The organism is Paenibacillus sp. p3-SID867 (assembly GCF_025142895.1).
Taxonomy (GTDB): domain Bacteria; phylum Bacillota; class Bacilli; order Paenibacillales; family Paenibacillaceae; genus Paenibacillus_AQ.
This window is the reverse complement of record NZ_JAMBDM010000015.1, coordinates 130,664-151,006: the sequence shown is the minus strand read 5'-3', so window position 1 is coordinate 151,006 and position 20,343 is coordinate 130,664. Positions and strand designations below refer to the sequence as shown.

The following is a 20,343-nucleotide window of genomic DNA, read 5'->3' as shown; positions in this document are numbered from 1 at the left end:
TGGCTCTAAAGCACTCATCGCCCTAATTCCGCAGCGGCTTGCCTTTCGCCAGCATATGCTGCATGCGCTGCTGGGTTTTGACCTCGCCGAGCAGGCTGAGGAACGCTTCGCGCTCCAGGTCGAGCAGATGCTGCTCACTCACCACCGTTCCCGCGGGAACATCGCCGCCCGTCAGGATGTGCGCCAGCTTCTTCGCGATCAACAGATCGTGATCACTGATATAACCGCTTCGCTTCATGTCGATGGCGCCCATCTGGAGCACGGCCCGGCCGTCGCGGCCGACCACGCGGGCTTTGCCCGGCTGCGGCGGAACATAGCCTGCCCGGTCCATCGCAAGTACCGCCTGCTTCGCTTCATAGATCCGGTAATCCTGATTCATGACCACCGTATCCCCGCTGCGCCCATAACCCATGCGGATTGCTTCATGTCCGCTGGTCGATGCCTTCGCCATCGCCACCATCTCGAAGATTTTGTTAATCTCCGGCTGGAGATCGCTCTCCTTGTCGGGATGACGGTTGCTGGTCATGAGTGCCAGCTCCTTACAGCCGCCGCCTGCCGGAATGAGGCCGACCCCCGTTTCTACGAGACCGAAATAGGTCTCCGCCGAGAAAATGATCCGGTCAGCCGGCAGGCACGCTTCCACGCCACCACCCAGCGTCATCCGGTGAGGCGCAGCCACAACCGGCTTCTCTAGCCCCTTCAGCTTCATCATGCTGCCCTGGAACAGACGGATGATGTCATCCACCTCATCCCAATCGCCGCTCTGCGCTTCCATCAGCATAAGCATCAGGTTGGCGCCGACGCAGAAGTTGCGGCCTTCGTTCGCCAGCACCAGCCCGCGGTAATTGGCCCTGACCTCTTCCACGCTCTGCTGAATCATGACCAGAATATCGGCGCCGATTGCGTTGTTCGGCGAAGTGAATTCAAGACACGCAACGCCATCCCCAATATCGATCAGATTCGCCCCCGTATTCGAGCGGATGATCCGGTTTTGCGATTTGAGCGCTTGCAGCGAGATCAGCTCAGGCTGAACCTCAACGCCCTTATACTCGCCTTTGAAATAATGGAACACCTCGCCGTCCTTCTGCTGATAGAAGGACTTGTTCCCGGCGGCAATCCAATCCTTCACCCAAGCCGGGACGGTCATGCCTTCTGCTTCCATGCGCTGCACGGATTCCGGCAGTCCGATCAGATCCCAGGTCTCGAATGGACCGAGCTCCCAGTTGAAGCCCCATTTCATCGCGTTGTCGATGTCCTGAATGGAATCGGCGATCTCTCCCAGCTTGTCGGCCGCATAGACAAGCACTTGCTTCAATACATTCCAAGCCAGTTCAGAGTAACGGTCCTGCGTACCAAGGAATGCCTTGATCTTCCGCTTGTCTCCCTTCACCGCTTTGGCAGCTTCGATGGAAGCGGAGCTCACTTTGGCGCTCGGATTGTACTCCATCGTGGACAGGTTAAGCGATAAGATTTTGCTGCCTTGCTCGCTCTTTACTTTTTTATAGAATCCCTGGCCGCCCTTCTCACCGATCCAGCCGCGGGTGACAAGCTCATTCATGACATCGGGAACCGTGAACACGTCCTTCTCGTTCCCGTCCGGCACGGAGTCGTACACGTTTCTGGCCACATGAACAAAGGTATCGATGCCGACCAAATCCAGCGTACGGAAGGTGGCGCTCTTCGGACGCCCCAGAACAGGCCCGGTGGCCGCATCCACTTCCTCTACGGTATAGGTGTTCTTCACCATCTCCTGCAATGTGACCAGGAGACCGTAGGTGCCGATCCGGTTCGAGATGAAGTTCGGCGTATCCTTCGCAAGCACAACCCCTTTACCAAGGCGCTTCGTGCAGAAATCAACCATAAACTTCGTAATGTCCGGATCCGTATCAAAGCCCGGGATAATCTCCAGCAGCTTCATATGACGCGGCGGATTGAAGAAATGGGTCCCCAGGAAGTGGCTGCGGAATTCCTCGCTGCAGTCCTCGACCATCGCATTAACGGAAATGCCGGAGGTATTGGTGCTGACAATCGATCCTTCCTTGCGCACGCCCTCTATCTGCTTGAAGATGCTTTTCTTGATCTCCAGGCGCTCCGTGACCACCTCAATGATCCAGTCCACGTCCTTCAGCTGGCTCAGATGATCCTCGGTATTGCCCGGGGTGATCCGGCCCACAAAATCGGCGCTATACAGTGGAGCTGTGCTTGATTTGGGCAGAGCCGCAATGGCTTTGGCCGCAAGCCGGTTTCGTACCTTCGGATGATCCAGCGACAATCCGGCTTTTTCCTCTTCGGCGGTTAAGGATTTCGGAACGATGTCGAGCAGCAGGCAGGGAATGCCGGCATTGGCGAGATGGGCAGCGATCCCCGACCCCATGACGCCAGAGCCGATCACGGCGGCTTTGGTTATGTTTCGACTTGCGACACCGGAACCGCTGACGGATTCCTTGGTAATGGTATTACTCATTGCACAACGACCTCCTGTTCATGGATTTCGGATAGACCGAATACGGATAATTCCAGGATTTCCGCGATATCTCGCGTTTTTACGCTTTCTTCCACTTCCTTCAGCTTCGTGCCGTCCTCCAGCATCGTCAGGCAGAACGGACAGGCGGAGCTGATCATCGTCGGGGATACGGCCAACGCCTGCTCGGTACGCGCCAGATTCACGCGCTTGCCCGCATCCTCCTCCATCCACATCTGCCCGCCACCGGCGCCGCAGCACATCCCGTTCTCGCGATTCCGCTCCATCTCCAGGAGCTCAACGCCAGGAATGGCGCGAAGCACGCTGCGCGGCTGATCATACACGTCGTTATACCGCCCCAGGTAGCAGGAGTCATGATAGGTGATTTTCTCCTGAACCCGGTATTTGGGCTTAAGACGCCCCTCCTTCACCAGCTGGTCCAGCAGCTCCGTATGATGAATCACCTCGGCTTCAAGCCCAAATTCCGGATACTCATTCTTCAAAATATTGAAGGTATGCGGACAAGCCGTCACGATTCGTTTCACATCGTACTTCTTGAATGTCTCGATGTTCTCCGTGCACAGCTGCTGGAACAGAAATTCATTGCCCATCCGGCGCGGCGTATCGCCCGAATTCTTCTCCTCGTTGCCGAGAATGGCGAAGTTGACGCCCGCTTCATTCATAAGCCGGACAAAGGCCTTGGTGATCTTGCGGCTCCGATTGTCGTAAGAGCCCATGGAGCCGACAAAGAACAGCACGTCGAAATCCGGATTTTCCTTCACGGTTGGAATTTTCAGATCCAAAGTCCCTTCCGGATCAACCTCCTTCACCCACTTGCTCCGGTCCGCGCGACTGATTCCCCATGGGTTGCCTTGTCGCTCGATGTTTTGCATCGCCCGCTGGCCTTCCTGCGGAACACTGCCCTCCATCAGAACGAGATGACGCCGAAGGTCCACGATTTTGTCGACGTGCTCATTCGCGACCGGACATTGATCCTCGCAGTTGCGGCAGGTCGTGCATGCCCAAATCTCTTCTTCCGTCATGACGCCGCCGATCAATTGAATGTCCTTCGGGTCGACGCCCTCAACCTGATGCCAGGAGCGCTTCTGCACCTCCATCGTCGGGCCGATATCGGTAATGCCCTCGCCCTTCCAGCCGACAAGAGCCAGATCCGTTGCGCCCATGGAGTGAACGCCCGGCGACCCAAACACGGAGGCAGGCATCCACGCCGATTTGGAGGTGAGCGCGGCACCTTTTTCCGTGAGATGATCCCTTAACTTCACAATCATGTGCATCGGCGAGAGCAGCTTGCCTGTATTCGAGGCCGGGCATACGTTGGTGCATCTTCCACATTCAACGCAGGCATAGAAATCGAGCATCTGCTTCTGCGTAAAATCCTCAATCTTGCCTACCCCGAATGCCTCGGCCTCTTCATCCTCCAAATCCAGCTTGCTGAGCTTGCCCGGGGGATCGGTACGGCGGACCAGAATATTGATGGGCGCCGTAATGAGGTGAAAATGCTTCGATTGCGGCACATAGATGAGGAACGACAACAGAATCAACAGATGCAGCCACCAGAACGCGTAATAGCAAACCGTAACCGCCACCGGCGGCATCCAGGCAAACACGGCCGCAATGCTGGAGGAGATCGGTGCCATGGCCGACCACGCCAGTCCTTCCATGAGCCGTTCAAAAGCCATCGTCAGCAGCACCGAAGCCATCAGCGTGGTGATGAAAAACACGACAATGCTTGGCTTCCAGCCCCGCTTGAGCCGTTTCAGCTTCTCGCCATAGCGGCGATAAGCCGCATAACCGATAGCAAGCAGGATCAGCGCAACCGTAATCTCCTGCATGAGGATAAAGCCGGCGTGCCCCGGAATCGGCAGGCTGTGGCCGGACAATCCCTTCCAGATGATGTCGAGCGCACCGAACTGCAAAATGATAAATCCGTAAAACACGATAAAGTGCATGATGCCGCTCTTGCGATCCTTAAACAGCTTGCTCTGTCCGAATACCTGGATGGCGAATTGGCTCAGGCGTTCCTTCAGATCCTTCCTCAGGTTCGCTGGCTTGCCCAAACGGATATACAGGTACCGGCGATACACCACGATGGCGAACATATATACCGCCCAACCGGTGATCAAGACAAAGAGCAGCGCGTTGATTAATGTCAGAATCATCTCTCTCAGCCCCTTGCGTTAAAAATCCTTCTTTCTTCTCATAGTCTGGTGCAGCGTCCCATTTTGCGAAGCTCCTGTCACTCCTTCCGAAACCTCTTGTCATGTGTTCATGCCGGGACATATATGAAGCGCTTTCATTAGAGGAACAAAAATAGACCTCCACATCGTGCCGTGCCGACCACTCTAAACCGAACTTCATCGTTTCTGGCTGCATCTCTTCATCCGTACATCGCTCTCATCTGTACTTGCCTGCGGATACCCAGTGACTTGTTACTTCCGGTTGAACTGCCGTCTATTGCTCTGATATGAACGCCTTATTCTGCTGCTCTGATCCATCTGCTTCATCCATTTCACGCTTCTTCGTAACCCATCGTTGACAACGACATGAACGTATTTTATGATGGATACAAGAAATGAATGAGTATTCATTCACAATTTTAACTGTATTCTAACACCGGGGTGAGCATATGACAAGTAAAAAAAATGAAAAATACCACCTTATTCTCCAGGGCGCCCTGAAAGTATTCGCCGAGAACGGCTACCACCGGTCCCAGGTTTCCAAGATCGCCAAAGCTGCCGGCGTGGCTGACGGCACCATCTATTTGTACTTTAAGAGGAAGGAGGATATCCTGATCCGCCTGTTCCAGGAGAAGCTTGGCGAACTGGTCGGCAAATTCCACGAAAACGTGGAAGGAACCACGGATGCCGTGGAAGCGCTGCGGACGGTGTGCAGCATCCATTTCTCGGAGCTGGAGAGCAATCCTGAGCTTGCTTATGTCACGCAGATTGAGCTGCGGCAGAGCGATCTGGAGCTGCGCAAGGAAATCGGCAGCGCATTGAAGCCATATATTGTGCTGATCGAGAATATTCTGGAACAGGGCATCAAAGAACGGAAATTCCGTTCCGATCTGAACGTCAAGCTGGTGCGCAACCTGATTTTTGGCGCGATGGACGAAGCGGTGACCTCTTGGCTGATCTCCGGCCGCAAGTATTCTCTGTCCGATCAGGCGGATGAGACGCTTAGCTTTTTCCTGAACGGTGTTTCCGGCGGACAATAAGTCCCGCTGATATTCATATTGAAGGGAGCGTTTAACCGATGAAGATTGTGGTATTGCTTAAACAGACCTTTGACACGGAGGAAAAAATTACGATTGAGAACGGATCGATTGCCGAGGATGGGGTGAAATTTGTCATCAATCCGTATGACGAATATGCGGTGGAAGAAGCCGTGAAGCTTCGGGATGACCACGGCGGCAGCGTGACACTCTTGTCCGTCGGGCCGGATCGTACGGCAGAGGCCCTGCGCACTTCCCTCGCGATGGGTGCTGATGATGCCGTGCTGATCTCCGACGAGCGGATTCCGGACGATGAATATGCGGTATCCAAGGTGCTGCACGCGTATTTGTCCAAGGAAAGACCGGATCTGATCCTTGGCGGCAACTTCTCCGTAGACCGCGGTTCGGGTCAGGTGGCCATTCGCCTGGCGAGCCTCCTCGGCATTTCGCATACCGGCTCCATTACCAAGCTTACGCTGAACGGTACCACGGCTGAAGTGCACCGGGATGCCGAAGGTGATCTTGAAGTATTGGAGGTTCAGCTCCCGGCGATCTTTACGGCACAACAAGGTTTGAACGAACCACGCTATCCATCGCTGCCTGGCATCATGAAGGCTAAGAAAAAGCCATTTCAGACGTTGACCCTGGATGATCTCGGATTATCGGAAGTCGATATCCAGCCGGCAACGAAGCAAAGCGAGCTGTCCTTGCCGCCGGAGCGAAGCGCCGGACGCATTCTGAAGGGCGAGCCCGCCGAAGTGGCGCATGAGCTGGTATCCTTGCTCCGCACCCAGTCGAAAGTGATCTGATGAACGGGTATTCGAATGTACGAATGTACGAATATCCCCCTTTGACTCGTACTAGTGAATGCGGTTACACGGACCCGGCATAGAGCCGCGCCATCATTCCCTATGTATTCTGATTGTATGGTTTACGGGATGTCCGTCATGCACGCTTTTCGCTTGATACGTTCCGCGAATCCGAGCAGCAGCGCTTCTGAGGAAATCCCCTGAATTCGCTTAAGTTGCTCAGGTTGGTTAAATCGTCAAATCTCTTCTCTTCAATCCCAAATGGATCCTAGGAGGTTATGATATGAGCAAAACGATATTAGTGTATGCCGAGAACCGGGATGGGAAGCTGCGTCAGGTTGCTCTCGAAACGCTTGGCGCGGCTCGCTTGATTGCAGGTGACGGTGACAGCATCCGCATACTGGTTGCGGGCTCCAACATTACGGAGGCTGTATCGGCCCTGAACGCCTATGGTGCCGATACGATCTATACGGTTGAGCATGATGATCTGGAAAGCTATAATCCTGAAGCTTATATGGCGGCCATTGAAGCGGTTATCAATCAGGCGCAGCCGGATGCCGTACTTTTCGGACATACAGCTATCGGCCGCGATTTAGCACCGCTCGTCGCCGCTTCCCTGAATGCCGGGCAAATTTCCGACGTAACCGCGATCGAGACGGAAGGTGGAGAAGCGGTGTTCACTCGTCCGCTCTATGCGGGTAAAGCTTTTGAGAAGCGTGTCTTCCAGAACGGACCGTGGGTAGTCACGGTGCGTCCGAACAATATTCCTGCCGCGGAAGCCATTGAAGGCGCGAGCGCCAGCATTGAGGACATCCCTTACCCTGCCCCTTCCCTCCGCTCCGTGGTAAAGGACATTGTCCGCAAAACCACGGGAAAAATCGACCTCTCGGAAGCCAAAATCGTCATCTCCGGCGGGCGCGGCGTGAAGAGCGCGGAAGGCTTCCAGCCGCTGGAGGAGCTCGCGGACCTGCTCGGCGGTGCCGTCGGCGCATCGCGCGGCGCCTGTGATGCCGGCTACTGCGATTACGCGCTCCAGATCGGGCAGACCGGCAAAGTCGTTACACCCGAGATCTATATTGCCTGCGGCATTAGCGGTGCCATCCAGCATCTGGCTGGCATGAGCCAATCGCGGGTCATTATCGCCATCAACAAAGACCCTGAGGCACCGATCTTCAAGGTCGCCGATTACGGCATCGTCGGCGATCTGTTCGACATCGTTCCGATGCTGACGCAGGAATTCCGCAAAGTACTGGTATCATAAGGCTTCTTAACCGTTTATCCCACGATAACATATCCAAAAAGGCTGCCCAATAGGTCCTAGGGATCCGGGGCAGCCTTTTTCTTCGTACGTTTTGCCGTAGCAGTGCCCCTGCGATTATGAATCATTCCTGGGGCCAGCCTCGTCAATTAGAAATAAAGCAGGCTCAATCGTATCAACTACTAGAACCAAACCGCTTCAGCAGCTTCTGCTGATGGGACATAAACGCCTCCTCCAGCGAAATGCCATAAAGATCCGCCAACAGTGAAATGTTTCCAAGTACGTCGCCGATCTCCTCCACCAAATCCTGCTTGAGCTGTTCCCTGGATTGAACCTCCTCGTCGGGGCGGTCCCTGCCGATCTCATAAGCGCGAACAGCACGCGCTGTTTCCCCTGTCTCCTCCATCAAAAACCCAACGCGAATAAAGGGGCCGTACTCGGTCCAGCCTCGCTCTCCATAAAATTGTTTAATCCACTGCTGCGCTTCATTCATATCCATACTTCTACTACCTCCGCGATTCCCTGGAATGACTAAACCTTTGCTTTTTACACAATTCAAGAACAAACTCATGATAATGCTAACATGTATGCCATAAGATAAGAGGTGCCAGCTGATGATCATTAACAACATAGTTCATCGACGCCATGACACAAATCACTATATATAGTATAATTACACGAATGAAATATCAACATCTTGTCAAGGAGTGTGCGAATTGAAATCCATATGTGTATTTGCAGGATCGAACATGGGGGAACATCCAGACTATAAAGCGAAAGCTGCCGAGCTCGGCAGACACATTGCCCACAACCAATACAAGCTCGTATACGGCGGCTCAAAAATCGGATTGATGGGTGAAGTGGCTAACGCCGTTTTGCAGCATGGCGGTGAAGTTATCGGGGTGATGCCGAGAGGACTGTTTAAAGGCGAGATTGTACATACCGAGCTGACCCAGCTCATTGAAGTAGCGGATATGCATGAGCGCAAAGCGACGATGGCGAAGCTGTCCGACGGGTTTATCGCCATGCCGGGCGGTTTTGGAACCTTTGAGGAATTGTTCGAGGTATTGTGCTGGTCGCAAATCGGAATTCATCAGAAACCGATCGGGCTGCTGAATGTCCGGGAGTATTATGAACCGTTCATGAAGCTGATTCAGTACAGTATCACGGAAGGTTTCTCCAATGCCTCCCACCTAAACCTGATCAACATCTCCGATGACCCGCTCAAGCTGCTCGAGCTCATGGATAGCTACACCCCTCCGACGCTGGACTTAAAGTGGAAGGACTTGGATTAAGGAGCGTTTGCGGAGAATAGCGATCTTTCCCCCACATTCAGGGGAAGTCTTGTACTCCATGTTGTAGGATCCTCTACAACAGATCGACCGTATCCGTAACGAAAGGCACCGGACTCCCGGTGCCTTTTTGTTCTTGCATTATTGATGGGGTAAGTATTACACAAAACCGCCGTTCACGCGGATCGTTTGGCCTGTGATCCATTTCGATTCTTCGCCGGCCAGAAAGAGGACGGCTCCTGCAACATCATCCGGTTCTCCCAGACGCCCGAAAGCATTCATGTTTGCAATTCCCGTGATCTGCTCCTCCGATTTGCCAATCGTAAACAGCTCCGTATTGATCGGTCCGGGCGCCACTGCATTAATTGTAATTCCTTTCGGTCCGAATTCTTTGGCCAACTGACGCGTAAACTGCTCTACAGCGCCTTTCGTGCCTGCATATACGCTGTAAGCCGGGAACATCTGCCCAACCACCGACGTCGAGAAATTGATGATACGGCCGCCCGAATTCATATGGTGAAAAGCCTGCTGGATCGCGAAATAAGTCCCCTTCACATTAATCGCAAACTGCTGATCGAAATCTTCCTCCGTCATGGCAGCAACCGGCTTGGTTGTCATGATGCCGGCATTGTTCACGAGAATATCGATACCGCCATAAGCCTCGATCGTTTCACCAAACAGTCGTTCAATCGCTGCTACCTGACGAATATCAGCTTGAATGGCCCGGGCTTCGCCGCCGCTTTGCTTAATGGCGCTCACCACTTCCTCGGCTTTAGCCGGGCTGCTTGCATAGTTTACAACCACTTTAGCCCCGTTCTCCGCAAGTCTCTCCGCAATTTCACGCCCGATGCCTCTTGATGCTCCCGTTACGATCGCTACCTTGCCCGATAAACTCTTTGTCATGATACAACCTCCCGCATATGAATTAGGTGCACGAATATCTCATCAGACGGATCCTCTGATCTGTACGTCATTTTTTGTAATTTGATTATATGTCTGCACATTACAAATTACAAGTGACAGTTTTATATTTTTGTCATTTGTAATGATATATATACAAAAAAGACGCTATCTCATGCAAATCGCCAAGAATAGCATCTTTTTAACGTAATGGGTGATCTCGCTGCACCAGCTCCCGAAGTGCTGTTCGGAAATGCATAACTGCCGCCTCTACCCCTGCTTAGTTCCCTCTAACTATGATTCTCGCCCGTTTACTGTTTCGCGATTCCGGATAACAATATGGCCCACACCGAGTCAAAATCGGCTTCAATCTCCTGCGAGGTCCACTGAGAAGCATGCACCGGATGATGAAACAGGGACGTTGCCATGAAAAAGGCTTTTGCCACCGACTTCGACTGGCCCGGCTTAAATTCACCAGTAAGCATCCCTCGATCGATGATCTGGGCAACCTGTCCGATTAACAGCTTTACATGCGTATCAATTACCTTGACGGCTTCCAGCGTCACGGTCGTATACATAGCAAACATCTCGGGATCCTCGAGGACATAAGCCCGTTTGGCCCGGATGAGGGTATCCGTCCATAACCGCAAGCGATCGGTGGCGCTGCCCTCCGTTCCGTCTGCAATCTTCTGTAACGGATCCGCAATCCGCTGCAGCCACCGTTCCGTTACGGCTTCTCTCAGAGCGGCCTTGCTGGGAAAATGCCGATACAGGGATCCATGGCTGACTTGAAGCGCCTTGGCAACATCGACAACCGAGGTTTTGTCAGGACCATAGCGCCGAAGCGTCTGCTCGGCCGCGTCCAATATGGCTTCTTTCGTTAGTGGTTGGTCATGTGACATAGGTTCAATGAGCACCGAAACGGGACTTACATTGTCCGCCCGACTGCCCATCTTCACGCCCCCTCTCTGTTGAACACATTATAACAAACCATCATTCAATATCAATATTGAAGTTTTGTTATTTGTTATACCAGGAGTCCCCGTTTTATTCGCTTGATCATACCCCCTCATGGATTGTTATAATAGCTTCATTAAGCCGGATATAACCGAAATAACATGAAGAAAGCGAGTGCTGTCCATGGCTAAGCTGGACTATCTGTTATCCATACTATGGCTGCTTCGATCCCATAAAAAAATGACGGCCGAGCAATTGGCGGAGAGGCTTGAGCTAAGTGTCCGAACGGTCTACCGATACATCGACACGCTGGATATGAGCGGGGTCCCTATCATATCCGAATCCGGACATGGCGGGGGATTCAGGCTGCCCGATTCTTTTTTAAGCGTGCCGCTGTTCTTCGAACTAACCGAGCTTAAAGCCATGGAACACAGTGCGCTACTTGCCCGGCAAGCGGACTATCCGTTTACGGATGCTCTTGAAAAGGCACTAACCAAGATTGAGCACCGGCTTCAGGAATCTCAATTGGAAGACTTGAGGCGTCATGTTGGCAGCATTCACATCCCACTGCCATCCCAGAGTGCCTTGCTTCACCCCAGATTGCGAGAGTTAGAGCAAGCCATTGCCAGACGCGAAACCCTGGTCCTTCAATATGCGAAGTCCTTCAGCGGCTCCGTGGAGGAGCGCCATATTGATCCCTATGGGCTGATCTACCGGCTCGGCAAATGGTATTTGATTGCCTATTGCCATCAACGGGAGGCCCTCCGCGTATTCCGGGTAGACCGGATGAACAGCCTGTCGGTAACAGGCCGCACATTTGAAATGCCGGAACATTTCTCGGTACATGATTATATGAGCCGTATTCATGAGTATCAGGATCACAATACGAAGTCGAAGGCGAAGGAACCGACGTTGGTAACCGTTCGCCTTCAAGGTCGCCCCGAGGTTCTGGACACGTTATGCAACCAGTGGTTCCTACAGCCTTATCTTGTCGCAAGAAGCAATGACGATGAGGCCGAATTCCGTATGCATCCGGATTGGATGCTGCAATACATGCCTTATCTGCTGCTTTCTTTTGGCAAAGGAGTCAAAGTACTTGAGCCGCAGCAGCTGCGAACTGTTCTCTCCGAGACGGCCCGAGACCTGGCCGCATATTACGAGGACTGATCCTTCAACAACTTCACTGACTCCTATGCTGTCAGTGAAGCTGGTTTATGATAGGCGTAAATCATGTCCACAAAGGAGAGATTCATGTATGCCGCTTCCTAAACTCGATCTGGCCAAAAGCGATAAAACCTATTATACAGCCGGGAACACCCCCGAGCTCGTGCAGTTTGATCCCTTGCCCTATCTGTCGTTCGAAGGTCAAGGCGCGCCCGAAAGCTCCCTTTTCGAGAATGCAACCGAGGCGCTGTATACCGTTGCCTATGGCGTTAAGGGATATTGCAAGGCGGAGATTCAGGATTTCACCGTTCCTAAGCTTGAAGGGCAATGGTGGGTTAACTCGGATCGGTATGGTTTGGAGGTTCCAAAAGAGGAATGGCATTGGAAGCTGCTCATTCGGATGCCGGCGTTTGTCACCCCGGAGATCGTCGATTCCGCACGGGACAAAGCCTTCTCCAAGAAAAATCATCTGGAGCCCATTCAGCAAGTGGTATTGGAAACGATCCATGAGGGACTATGCGTCCAAATCATGCATATCGGCCCCTACAGCACAGAGCCTGATACGCTGGCGAAAATGTATGCTTATATGAAACAGCATCATTACGTACAGGACGGGCATCATCATGAGGTTTATTTGTCCGATCCACGAAAAGCCGCCTCCTCCTCCATGAAAACCATTCTCCGCGCTCCTGTAAGACAGGAGCATTCATTGGATCAGTGAATACGGCGCACCCTGTTCCCTGACGACAAACACCATACCCAGCTAAAAATAAAGGAGCCGGCACATTGCCGGCTCCCTACATCTTACCTTCATTCTTCTAGAACTTACGAATGCTTAGCAGCGAATTGCCGTTCTTCATAAACTCATAAGGCACTTTAACTTCCGCCACTCGAAAGCCTTCTGCCTCCAGCTCATGAATCAGGCGCTCCAAATGAGCGTAGCGACTCCCCGACAAATCGGTCAACGGAAAGATGCGCACCTCTTCCGAGGCAACCCGCAGCAGCTCCCGAATCGTCTGGACATGAAAATCATAATCCAATCGGTCACTGTACATAAACAGAAAATGGGCGGACAGCACCAGGTGAAACTGTTCGTTATCAAAAGGCAGCTCCGGCAGTACCGCAGCGACATAGCGATCCGGAAACTCCCTCATATCCTGAACGCAGTCACGAAGCGCTTGCTCGCGATGCCGACGAAGCCCCTCCACATCTCCATAATAGTCCCAGACATAATTGCTCTTCGCCTGCTCCATCGTTTCCATCGCATGCCTGATATCCTGCAGTCCCTTGGCCTCCAGGTCGTCCGGCTTATGATCATAGGCAATATCACTGGCCGTTATATCGAGACCACGCTTCGCACCGTGAGCGGTGAACGAACACGCACCGGAAGGGCAATCCAATACGCTTTTGCCGGCTAGGTCCGACATTTCCAAATCAAACATATGCGTGTATTCTTCAAACGTGCGGCCAATGAATACAACCCGGTCCAGTTCCTGCTTGGTCTTGCCTTGACTCTGCTCATCTCTACTCATCTCTACTCACCTCAGCTATTTATTGCGGGAGCGGGTATGATGGCTACTTCCCCACCTCCGCAAGGATATATTACCATAAGATGGAATGAGGGGATAAGGATTTTACGATCTCTACCTGTTTTCCTTTAGGAAGTCTACAACTTCATTCAAGTCATCTGTTTTCAAGGCAATTTCTTTATGGTTCACCACTACAAAAAACGGAAATCTTCTAAGTCCTAAAGTTTCGGCCTAATCCGAGCTTGCTCATCCAGCTCATTCGCGGCATGGGCATCTTCATAGAAATAATGAATTCGTAATTCATCTTCCCCCTCCGCGAGCAGTTCCTCAGGCACAGCTATCTTGCTCAAACCAGAACAACCAATCACTATCACCAAGACGAACCAGGCTAGAACTCTCCTAAACTTCAAAAACCCGTCACCCCCTAATACAACCGTTCTATTTATACTATAATATAGATAACTAACTTTCTTCGGAGGGGATTTCCTTATGCTGCCTTATCCTGCTGCTACGACTAGAGAAGAGAAAATGAACATCATTCATCAAATCAAAGACCGACTGCTTCAGTTGCACGGCGATAGCATTTTGGCCATTGGCTTGTACGGTTCGATTGCACAAAAGATTGATGGTCCCTACTCGGACATTGAACTTCGGGTTGTTACACAGGACGGCGTCTCCCTGCCCGGACACGAATTCATATACCCCCCTTTCAAAATCGAAATCGGCATGGAACAAAAACAGGATATACTCAAGGATGCGGCGTCAGTGGACGACTCCTGGGCGATTACAGCGGGCGCTTATGTCCATCTACAGGAAATTTACGATCCGGCGAACCTGCTTGCTGAGATTCGGAAGCTGCCCCTCCAGGTTTCAGACGAAGCCATCAAAGAAACGATGCGGGAATTCATGATCTGGGAACCCTACGAAACGATGGGCAAAATACGAAACAACGTCCAATCCGGTAACTTAGGCTACCTCCCGCTTGGAGCCAAGGACCTGACCTGGCAGACGGCGAAGCTGATTGGACTTGCCAACCGAACGTTTTACAATACAAGAGCCAAGACATTGGAGGAATCACTGTCCCTGAAATCCAGGCCTTCGGGATACGATGAGCTGGCACAATTGGTGATGCGGGGTCAGCTTCTCCAGATCGATCATGTGTATGAGCTTTGCGAGCAGCTCTGGACCGGTCTGAACGCATGGTATGAAAAAATGAATATTGAATATAAATCAAAAGAGCTTCCATTCTAATGGAGGCTCTTGCTTTGTGTTATGCATGGAATGCTGATCATTCTCAATCTTATATTGACACATGTCATATTCTGGAACTACGCTGTGTAAGAGCCGATTTCTTACATACGATGAAAGATCGCTTTACGAAACGCCTGAATGATCATAAAAAGGAAGTGAGTACTTACCATGCAAATTCAATTGAGTAGACCGCCGGATTACAGACCTCCTTATTGGCTGCCGCTTACAACCATCCTCACCGTCATACTCGTTATCTCTCTCATGCTGTGGTTCGAGAAGCCGCCAGAAGCCAGAAATATCGATGCGCCCGCAACCGAGTTCTCTGCCGAACGCGCGATGGCGCATGTCGAGCGCATCGCACAAGAGCCCCATCCGATGGGTTCGCCTGCCAATGCGGAAGTCAGAGCTTACTTGGTGGAACAGATGAAGCAGCTCGGATTGAACCCGGACGTCCAAGAATTCAATGGCCGACTGACAACCAAGTACATCGACGCCGACATTCAGCTTACGAACATTCTGGGCGTCATTAAGGGCACCGGATCGGGCAAACCGCTCCTGCTTATGTCCCATTATGACTCGGTCCCTACCGGACCCGGGGCCAATGATGCTTCGGTAAGCGTAGCTTCGTTGCTGGAGACGGCAAGAGCGATCCAAGCCGGACCTCCGCCGCAGAATGACATATGGATTCTGCTGACAGATGGGGAAGAGAGGGGTCTGCTGGGGGCGGAAGTGTTCTTCCGTGACCCGCAGCACCTTGAGGTTGGCATGATTGCGAATTTTGAAGCCCGGGGATCGAAGGGTTCCTCCTTCATGTTTCAGACCAGCGACAGCAATAGTCGGATCATTGAAGAATACGCACAAGCCGTATCCAATCCTGTCAGCAACTCGCTCTTGGTGGACCTCTACAAACAACTGCCGAACGATACCGATTTGACGGTGGCGCTTGAGCATGGTCTCCCGGGACTAAACTTTGCCTATGGCGATGGGTGGGTCGCTTATCATACCCCGATGGACAACACGGAGAACGTCTCCCTTGAAACCATGCAGCATCAAGGCGAGAATGCGCTGGCCGTGGCAAAGCATTTTGGCAACCTTGATTTGACTGACCTGGCTTCAACAGACGACCGTATTTATTTCAATCTATTTGGCCTGCTGGTTCATTACCCTGCAAAATGGGCGATCCCGATCACCGTGGTGTTCGCGGCGATATGGATGGCTTTCGCGGTACTGTTTGCCCGTATCTCCAGACTCTCCCTCAAGGGAAGTTTGCTAGGCCTGCTAACCCCGATTGCAGCCATCGTGCTCTCGGCAGCGCTAAGCTTTGGCCTGTGGTCGCTGGTTGATACGTTGTGGGCCGGCAAAATGACGCAGCCCACAGGGGCAACCTATGATTCGCTTCTGTACAGTGTCAGCTTCATCCTGGTAACCTTCATCGTTCATGTTGCGCTCACCCGCTGGATCGTGCGGAAAGTGAATGAATTGGAGATGCTGCTGGGAGGCTCATTCCTGTTCCTGCTGCTGCTTGTCGGCTCAACCGGGTTCCTGCCGGGCGCAAGCTATTTATTTGCGATTCCGCTGCTGGTCCATTACGCAGCCCTGACATGGGCGGCATTTACCCGGGACCCGATCGAATCCTTAAACCATCCGGCTGTCGTACTGGGAACGTCCCTGATCCCTGTTCTGATGTTCACTTCGGTCTTTCATATTGTGTTCCTTATGCTGCCGCCAGGAATACACCTATTCAGCGTGGTGCTGATCGGGCTCATTCTAGCCCTAATGTCCCCTGCTGTGCGAATGCTCGCATATGCCTGGAAATGGGTACTGCCGGCTGCCTTCATCGCCATCATCGTTCTGCTCGCCATCGGCTGGATCCAGGCCGAACCGGGACCGGATCGGCCGGTTTACGAGAGCTGGTAAGCATTGCAGGTACACTACCTGCTGCTTCAATGCTTGAGGGTGTGAGACCCGATAAACGCACCATGATCTCCATGCCAAACAAGCAAACGCGCGAATTGCGTTTGCTTGTTTTTTGTCATTGGATCGATTTCGCCGCCGTTACTTCACGATATTTTGCCAATGCGGAGGTAGTTCATACGTCTTCAAATGTTTGTATTCCACCAGCTTGACCATATCGCCGGGAATCGTCGGAGCCACTTCAAACACAAGCCGATCCTTTCCAACCGAAATATGGGGACCAACCGTTGGATTGGCCTCAAGCGTGATGATGAAATGAAAACCGCGGAATCCATTAACCCTCTTCACTTCGGTCACATCCACAAAGTATGGATAAACAAGCGGCTGCTCCTTCAACGTGTGGATATAATGCCCGCGAACCGCCTCATCGATATGAGGAAGCAAAAATAGCATCAGCATATCCTGATATTGCAGCTGCGCACTATCCTTCTTCGGTGAAGAATAGGTCTCCTCGGCATAGGACGGCAGCGTTAAACCCATAACCATAACGACGGCAAGAATTAGGCTGATGAAGCGTTTGTTCATATTCTCCCTCGCCTCCTGCTGCAGCTCTTTATCTTTAGGCTACCCCAACCGATACAATTGATGTAACACCCATGAAACGAACGTGATCCGCGATATAGATTAATCAGGGGACGTGCGATATGATAGGTGGAAGGAACGATATCGTATCAGCTATGCCTTCCTTATCACATTCATCGTGCTTGTCCCATGGATACACAGGGAGGATAACCATCAACATGAAAAAAAGGATTATGATCATGTCAACAGCAATCATCGCATTTCTAGTTCTCACTATTGTCGGAGCAAGCTTCTACTTCTATAACGTCGCTATTGCCCGCGCCGACAAGGGCTTTCTAAACGGCAACCCGGACCTGGAAGCCAATTCGAATATCGACAATCCCTTTGCGGACAGCAAGGATTGGTGGACCCAGCAGAGCTTCGAGGAATGGAACCTTACTTCAGACGACGGTCTGAAGCTGCATGCTTACTATTTACCTGCCGAGGTATCGACGGATAAAACCGTCATCATTGCTCATGGCTACTCCGGGCATTCGGAGCAGATGAGCGGATTCGCCCAAATGTACCATAAGGACCTGGGTTACAACGTGCTTCTGCCCGACGCGCGAGGTCATGGACGAAGCGAAGGCGATTACATCGGCTTCGGCTGGCCGGAGCGCAAGGATTATCTGAAATGGATCGATCAAGTCATCGAGCATACGGGTGAAAGCACGCAAGTTGTCCTTCATGGAGTATCCATGGGCGGTGCAACGGTCATGATGACCAGCGGCGAAGAGCTTCCTCCCCAAGTAAAAGCCATTGTTGAGGACTGCGGATATACCTCGGTGACAGATGAGCTGAAATATCAGCTGAAGCGCATGTATAAGCTGCCGTCCTTCCCGCTGGTTCAATCCACGAGCCTGTTGACCAAGATCCGCGCCGGATACTCCTTCGGCGAAGCATCCGCACTCGAACAGGTGAAGAAATCCAAAACACCAACGCTGTTCATTCACGGCGGTGGCGATTTGTTCGTACCTACCGAGATGGTGTATGAGCTGTACGAGAATGGTCCGGAGCAAAAGAAGCTGTTCATCGTCCCCGAAGCAGGTCACGGCATGGCGCGCCAGTTCGATCCCGAGGGGTATGACCGCGAAGTGACGGAGTTTATTGGTGCGTATGTGCAATAAGAGGAAAAGAGCAGTCCATGTGGACTGCTCTTTTTTAGCGGAATTGTGTTAGGTGATAGTGTACAAGCAGTGCCGGAAATATCATTTACTTGGTAATTCTTGCTCTATTACTAGAGATCTTGCTGCTCCAACGATGCAGCTCAAATACCCGGCGGATTAATGCGTGGAATGGTGTTCGATGCATCCTGGCTTGAGACCAGACTTTTATCCTCGAATCGTGTGGACAGAACGACAAGCGTCGATGAATGGCCAAACGTGTTGCACGTTTCAAGGAAGGTTTCCAAGCTTTCACTCGTCGCGGTGACGACCTTCAATAAATAATTGTACTCCCCACTCGTCCTGTAGAAATCGACGATCTCCGGAGCCGACTCTGCGTATGCCTCGAACTCCCCGCAGTTATTCGATTTAAACAGTACGAACGCAGTGGTATACTTGCCGAGTTTCGATGGGGCAAGCACTGCACGATACCCCGTTATAACTCCCTGCTCCTCCAGTTTCCGAAGCCGTTCTGTCACGGCCGGCTGGGACATCACGATTAATCGGCTCATCTCGGAGATCGTAATTCGAGCATTTTCGTGAAGGATCGATAAGATTTTATTGTCTATGTGATCCATAATCCATGCACCTCATTTTTTAAAGTTAATGGCGTAAGCAACGTAATTATTAAGTTTTTTGACCCCAAATTCCTTTATAACTCCATTTCGATTGTAAAATAATTCAAATATAATTTCATTATAAACCGACAAGGGAGATGGAGAATATGACTACGAAATTACATGAGAGCACAATGATAAATGGGTTAAACTTTTTCACGACCATTGATGGAGTTAGAATTGCTTATCGAATGGATGGTCCAACCGGTAAACCGGTACTGATGCTGGCGAACTCAATTGCAACCTCAATGCACATGTGGGACGGCCAAATAGCTGATCTTTCGGAGCATTTCCTCGTGCTTCGCTACGACTATCGGGGACATGGCGAATCGGATACACCTGAGGCTCCCTATTCGTTCGACCGACTGGGACGGGATGTCATTGAACTGCTTGACTCGCTTCACATTGAGCGCGTGCATTTCCTTGGGCTATCGTTAGGCGGTGCGGTCGCACAATGGCTTGCGATCCACGCTCCTGAGCGGATCGACCGGCTCGTCCTAAGCAATACGTCCTCTTATCTGGGACCGGCTGAGCAATGGCAAGGTTTAATCACATCTGTGCTGCAACCTGAGAACCTTCCAGAGTTTGCCGATACATTCATTAAGAACTGGTTTCCTTCACATATGGTGGAGTCAGAAAACGCGATCGTTGCTTCTTTTCGGGAGATGGTGCTGACGACCCGCCCACATGGAATCGCAGGAAGCTGGGCTGCTATCCGTGATATGGATATGCGCCGGACGGCTTCCCTGATCAGCAGCCCAACACTCGTCATTAGCGGGCAGTATGATACCGTGACGCTTCCGAGCCACGGTGAATTGATCGCTAAAACGGTGCCGAATTCCACGTTCGTCTTGTTCCCATCCGTACACTTAACGAATGTGGAATATCAATCCGAGTTCCTGAGTACTGTGCTGGAGTTTTTGCAGTCGGAATAATAAAGTGAATTACGAGGTGGGTATACGTTGATATCACAAAGAACCAAGTATGGGATCGTATACTTGGTTCTTCTATCATTACTGGGGCGATTCACCATTCGTTTCGTTTCACACGCATACGATGGCTGTTGAGTTCTTTTTTCCCGACAGTCTGAGCAGTCCATGTGGACTGCTCTTTTTTAGCAGGTGAGGGGTAACCTATAGCACCATCCCCTTTCCTTCAGCTCTCGGGTTATA

Annotated in this window: 19 protein-coding genes; 10 read left to right on the top strand and 9 right to left on the bottom strand. The window is 51.8% G+C overall.

Features of this window, described 5'->3' with window-relative positions:
* Positions 1-22: 22 nt before the first annotated feature.
* The gene (locus tag M4D81_RS26295) at positions 23-2,464 is read right to left on the bottom strand and encodes a 3-hydroxyacyl-CoA dehydrogenase/enoyl-CoA hydratase family protein (RefSeq protein WP_260068576.1); all 2,442 of its coding nucleotides are present in this window, start codon (positions 2,462-2,464) and stop codon (positions 23-25) included.
* Positions 2,461-4,641 carry a (Fe-S)-binding protein gene (locus M4D81_RS26290; protein ID WP_260068575.1) on the bottom strand — a complete coding sequence of 727 codons (2,181 nt, stop codon included), beginning with the start codon at positions 4,639-4,641 and terminating at the stop codon, positions 2,461-2,463. The genes M4D81_RS26295 and M4D81_RS26290 overlap by 4 nt, the downstream gene beginning before the upstream one ends.
* 467 nt (positions 4,642-5,108) lie before the next feature.
* On the opposite strand from M4D81_RS26290, the gene M4D81_RS26285 reads away from it, so the two are divergent.
* From M4D81_RS26285 to M4D81_RS26275, 3 genes are all read left to right on the top strand, one after another.
* A complete protein-coding gene (locus M4D81_RS26285; RefSeq protein ID WP_071219554.1) occupies positions 5,109-5,699 on the top strand; it encodes a fatty acid metabolism transcriptional regulator FadR in 591 nt (196 codons plus the stop codon).
* A 38-nt stretch (positions 5,700-5,737) separates the two neighbouring features.
* Positions 5,738-6,505, top strand: coding sequence for an electron transfer flavoprotein subunit beta/FixA family protein (locus M4D81_RS26280; protein ID WP_260068574.1), 768 nt, complete (start codon positions 5,738-5,740; stop codon positions 6,503-6,505).
* A 283-nt stretch (positions 6,506-6,788) separates the two neighbouring features.
* Positions 6,789-7,766 (top strand): electron transfer flavoprotein subunit alpha/FixB family protein, encoded by a 978-nt coding sequence (locus tag M4D81_RS26275; protein ID WP_260068573.1) that lies wholly within the window; start codon positions 6,789-6,791, stop codon positions 7,764-7,766.
* A gap of 172 nt (positions 7,767-7,938) precedes the next feature.
* Here the strand turns inward: M4D81_RS26275 and M4D81_RS26270 are convergent, their stop codons facing one another.
* Positions 7,939-8,262, bottom strand: a complete 324-nt coding sequence (locus M4D81_RS26270; protein ID WP_260068572.1) for a MazG-like family protein — start codon at positions 8,260-8,262, stop codon at positions 7,939-7,941.
* 217 nt (positions 8,263-8,479) lie between these two features.
* Here M4D81_RS26270 and M4D81_RS26265 point away from each other — a divergent pair, with 217 nt between their 5' ends.
* Positions 8,480-9,058: an LOG family protein gene (locus M4D81_RS26265; protein ID WP_260068571.1), complete on the top strand. Its 579-nt coding sequence runs from the start codon at positions 8,480-8,482 to the stop codon at positions 9,056-9,058.
* Between the two features lie 156 nt (positions 9,059-9,214).
* Here M4D81_RS26265 and M4D81_RS26260 read toward each other — a convergent pair whose 3' ends face one another.
* Together M4D81_RS26260 and M4D81_RS26255 are read right to left on the bottom strand one after the other, a co-directional pair.
* Positions 9,215-9,958 (bottom strand): SDR family oxidoreductase, encoded by a 744-nt coding sequence (locus M4D81_RS26260; RefSeq protein WP_260068570.1) that lies wholly within the window; start codon positions 9,956-9,958, stop codon positions 9,215-9,217.
* A 308-nt stretch (positions 9,959-10,266) separates the two neighbouring features.
* Complete coding sequence (locus M4D81_RS26255; RefSeq protein ID WP_260068569.1) at positions 10,267-10,908, bottom strand: TetR/AcrR family transcriptional regulator; 642 nt, start codon at positions 10,906-10,908, stop codon at positions 10,267-10,269.
* A 187-nt stretch (positions 10,909-11,095) separates the two neighbouring features.
* Between M4D81_RS26255 and M4D81_RS26250 the strand changes: the two genes are divergently transcribed.
* The gene (locus tag M4D81_RS26250) at positions 11,096-12,079 is read left to right on the top strand and encodes a helix-turn-helix transcriptional regulator (RefSeq protein WP_260068568.1); all 984 of its coding nucleotides are present in this window, start codon (positions 11,096-11,098) and stop codon (positions 12,077-12,079) included.
* A gap of 88 nt (positions 12,080-12,167) precedes the next feature.
* Positions 12,168-12,797 (top strand): GyrI-like domain-containing protein, encoded by a 630-nt coding sequence (locus M4D81_RS26245; RefSeq protein WP_260068567.1) that lies wholly within the window; start codon positions 12,168-12,170, stop codon positions 12,795-12,797.
* 97 nt (positions 12,798-12,894) lie between these two features.
* Here M4D81_RS26245 and M4D81_RS26240 read toward each other — a convergent pair whose 3' ends face one another.
* A complete protein-coding gene (locus tag M4D81_RS26240) occupies positions 12,895-13,608 on the bottom strand; it encodes a class I SAM-dependent methyltransferase (protein ID WP_260068566.1) in 714 nt (237 codons plus the stop codon).
* A gap of 215 nt (positions 13,609-13,823) precedes the next feature.
* Entirely contained in the window at positions 13,824-13,955 is a 132-nt protein-coding gene (locus tag M4D81_RS26235) for a hypothetical protein (RefSeq protein ID WP_260068565.1), read from the bottom strand.
* Positions 13,956-14,094: 139 nt separating this feature from the next.
* On the opposite strand from M4D81_RS26235, the gene M4D81_RS26230 reads away from it, so the two are divergent.
* Positions 14,095-14,856, top strand: coding sequence for a kanamycin nucleotidyltransferase C-terminal domain-containing protein (locus M4D81_RS26230; RefSeq protein ID WP_260068564.1), 762 nt, complete (start codon positions 14,095-14,097; stop codon positions 14,854-14,856).
* A 168-nt stretch (positions 14,857-15,024) separates the two neighbouring features.
* Positions 15,025-16,773, top strand: coding sequence for a M28 family peptidase (locus M4D81_RS26225; RefSeq protein WP_260068563.1), 1,749 nt, complete (start codon positions 15,025-15,027; stop codon positions 16,771-16,773).
* A gap of 138 nt (positions 16,774-16,911) precedes the next feature.
* Here M4D81_RS26225 and M4D81_RS26220 read toward each other — a convergent pair whose 3' ends face one another.
* Positions 16,912-17,355, bottom strand: coding sequence for a DUF3888 domain-containing protein (locus tag M4D81_RS26220; protein WP_260068562.1), 444 nt, complete (start codon positions 17,353-17,355; stop codon positions 16,912-16,914).
* Positions 17,356-17,570: 215 nt separating this feature from the next.
* On the opposite strand from M4D81_RS26220, the gene M4D81_RS26215 reads away from it, so the two are divergent.
* A complete protein-coding gene (locus tag M4D81_RS26215) occupies positions 17,571-18,518 on the top strand; it encodes an alpha/beta hydrolase (protein ID WP_260068561.1) in 948 nt (315 codons plus the stop codon).
* A gap of 140 nt (positions 18,519-18,658) precedes the next feature.
* On the opposite strand, the gene M4D81_RS26210 is transcribed toward M4D81_RS26215, so the two are convergent.
* Positions 18,659-19,132 (bottom strand): Lrp/AsnC family transcriptional regulator, encoded by a 474-nt coding sequence (locus tag M4D81_RS26210; RefSeq protein WP_071219542.1) that lies wholly within the window; start codon positions 19,130-19,132, stop codon positions 18,659-18,661.
* 146 nt (positions 19,133-19,278) lie between these two features.
* Between M4D81_RS26210 and M4D81_RS26205 the strand changes: the two genes are divergently transcribed.
* Positions 19,279-20,106 (top strand): alpha/beta fold hydrolase, encoded by an 828-nt coding sequence (locus M4D81_RS26205; RefSeq protein WP_260068560.1) that lies wholly within the window; start codon positions 19,279-19,281, stop codon positions 20,104-20,106.
* Positions 20,107-20,343 lie beyond the last annotated feature (237 nt).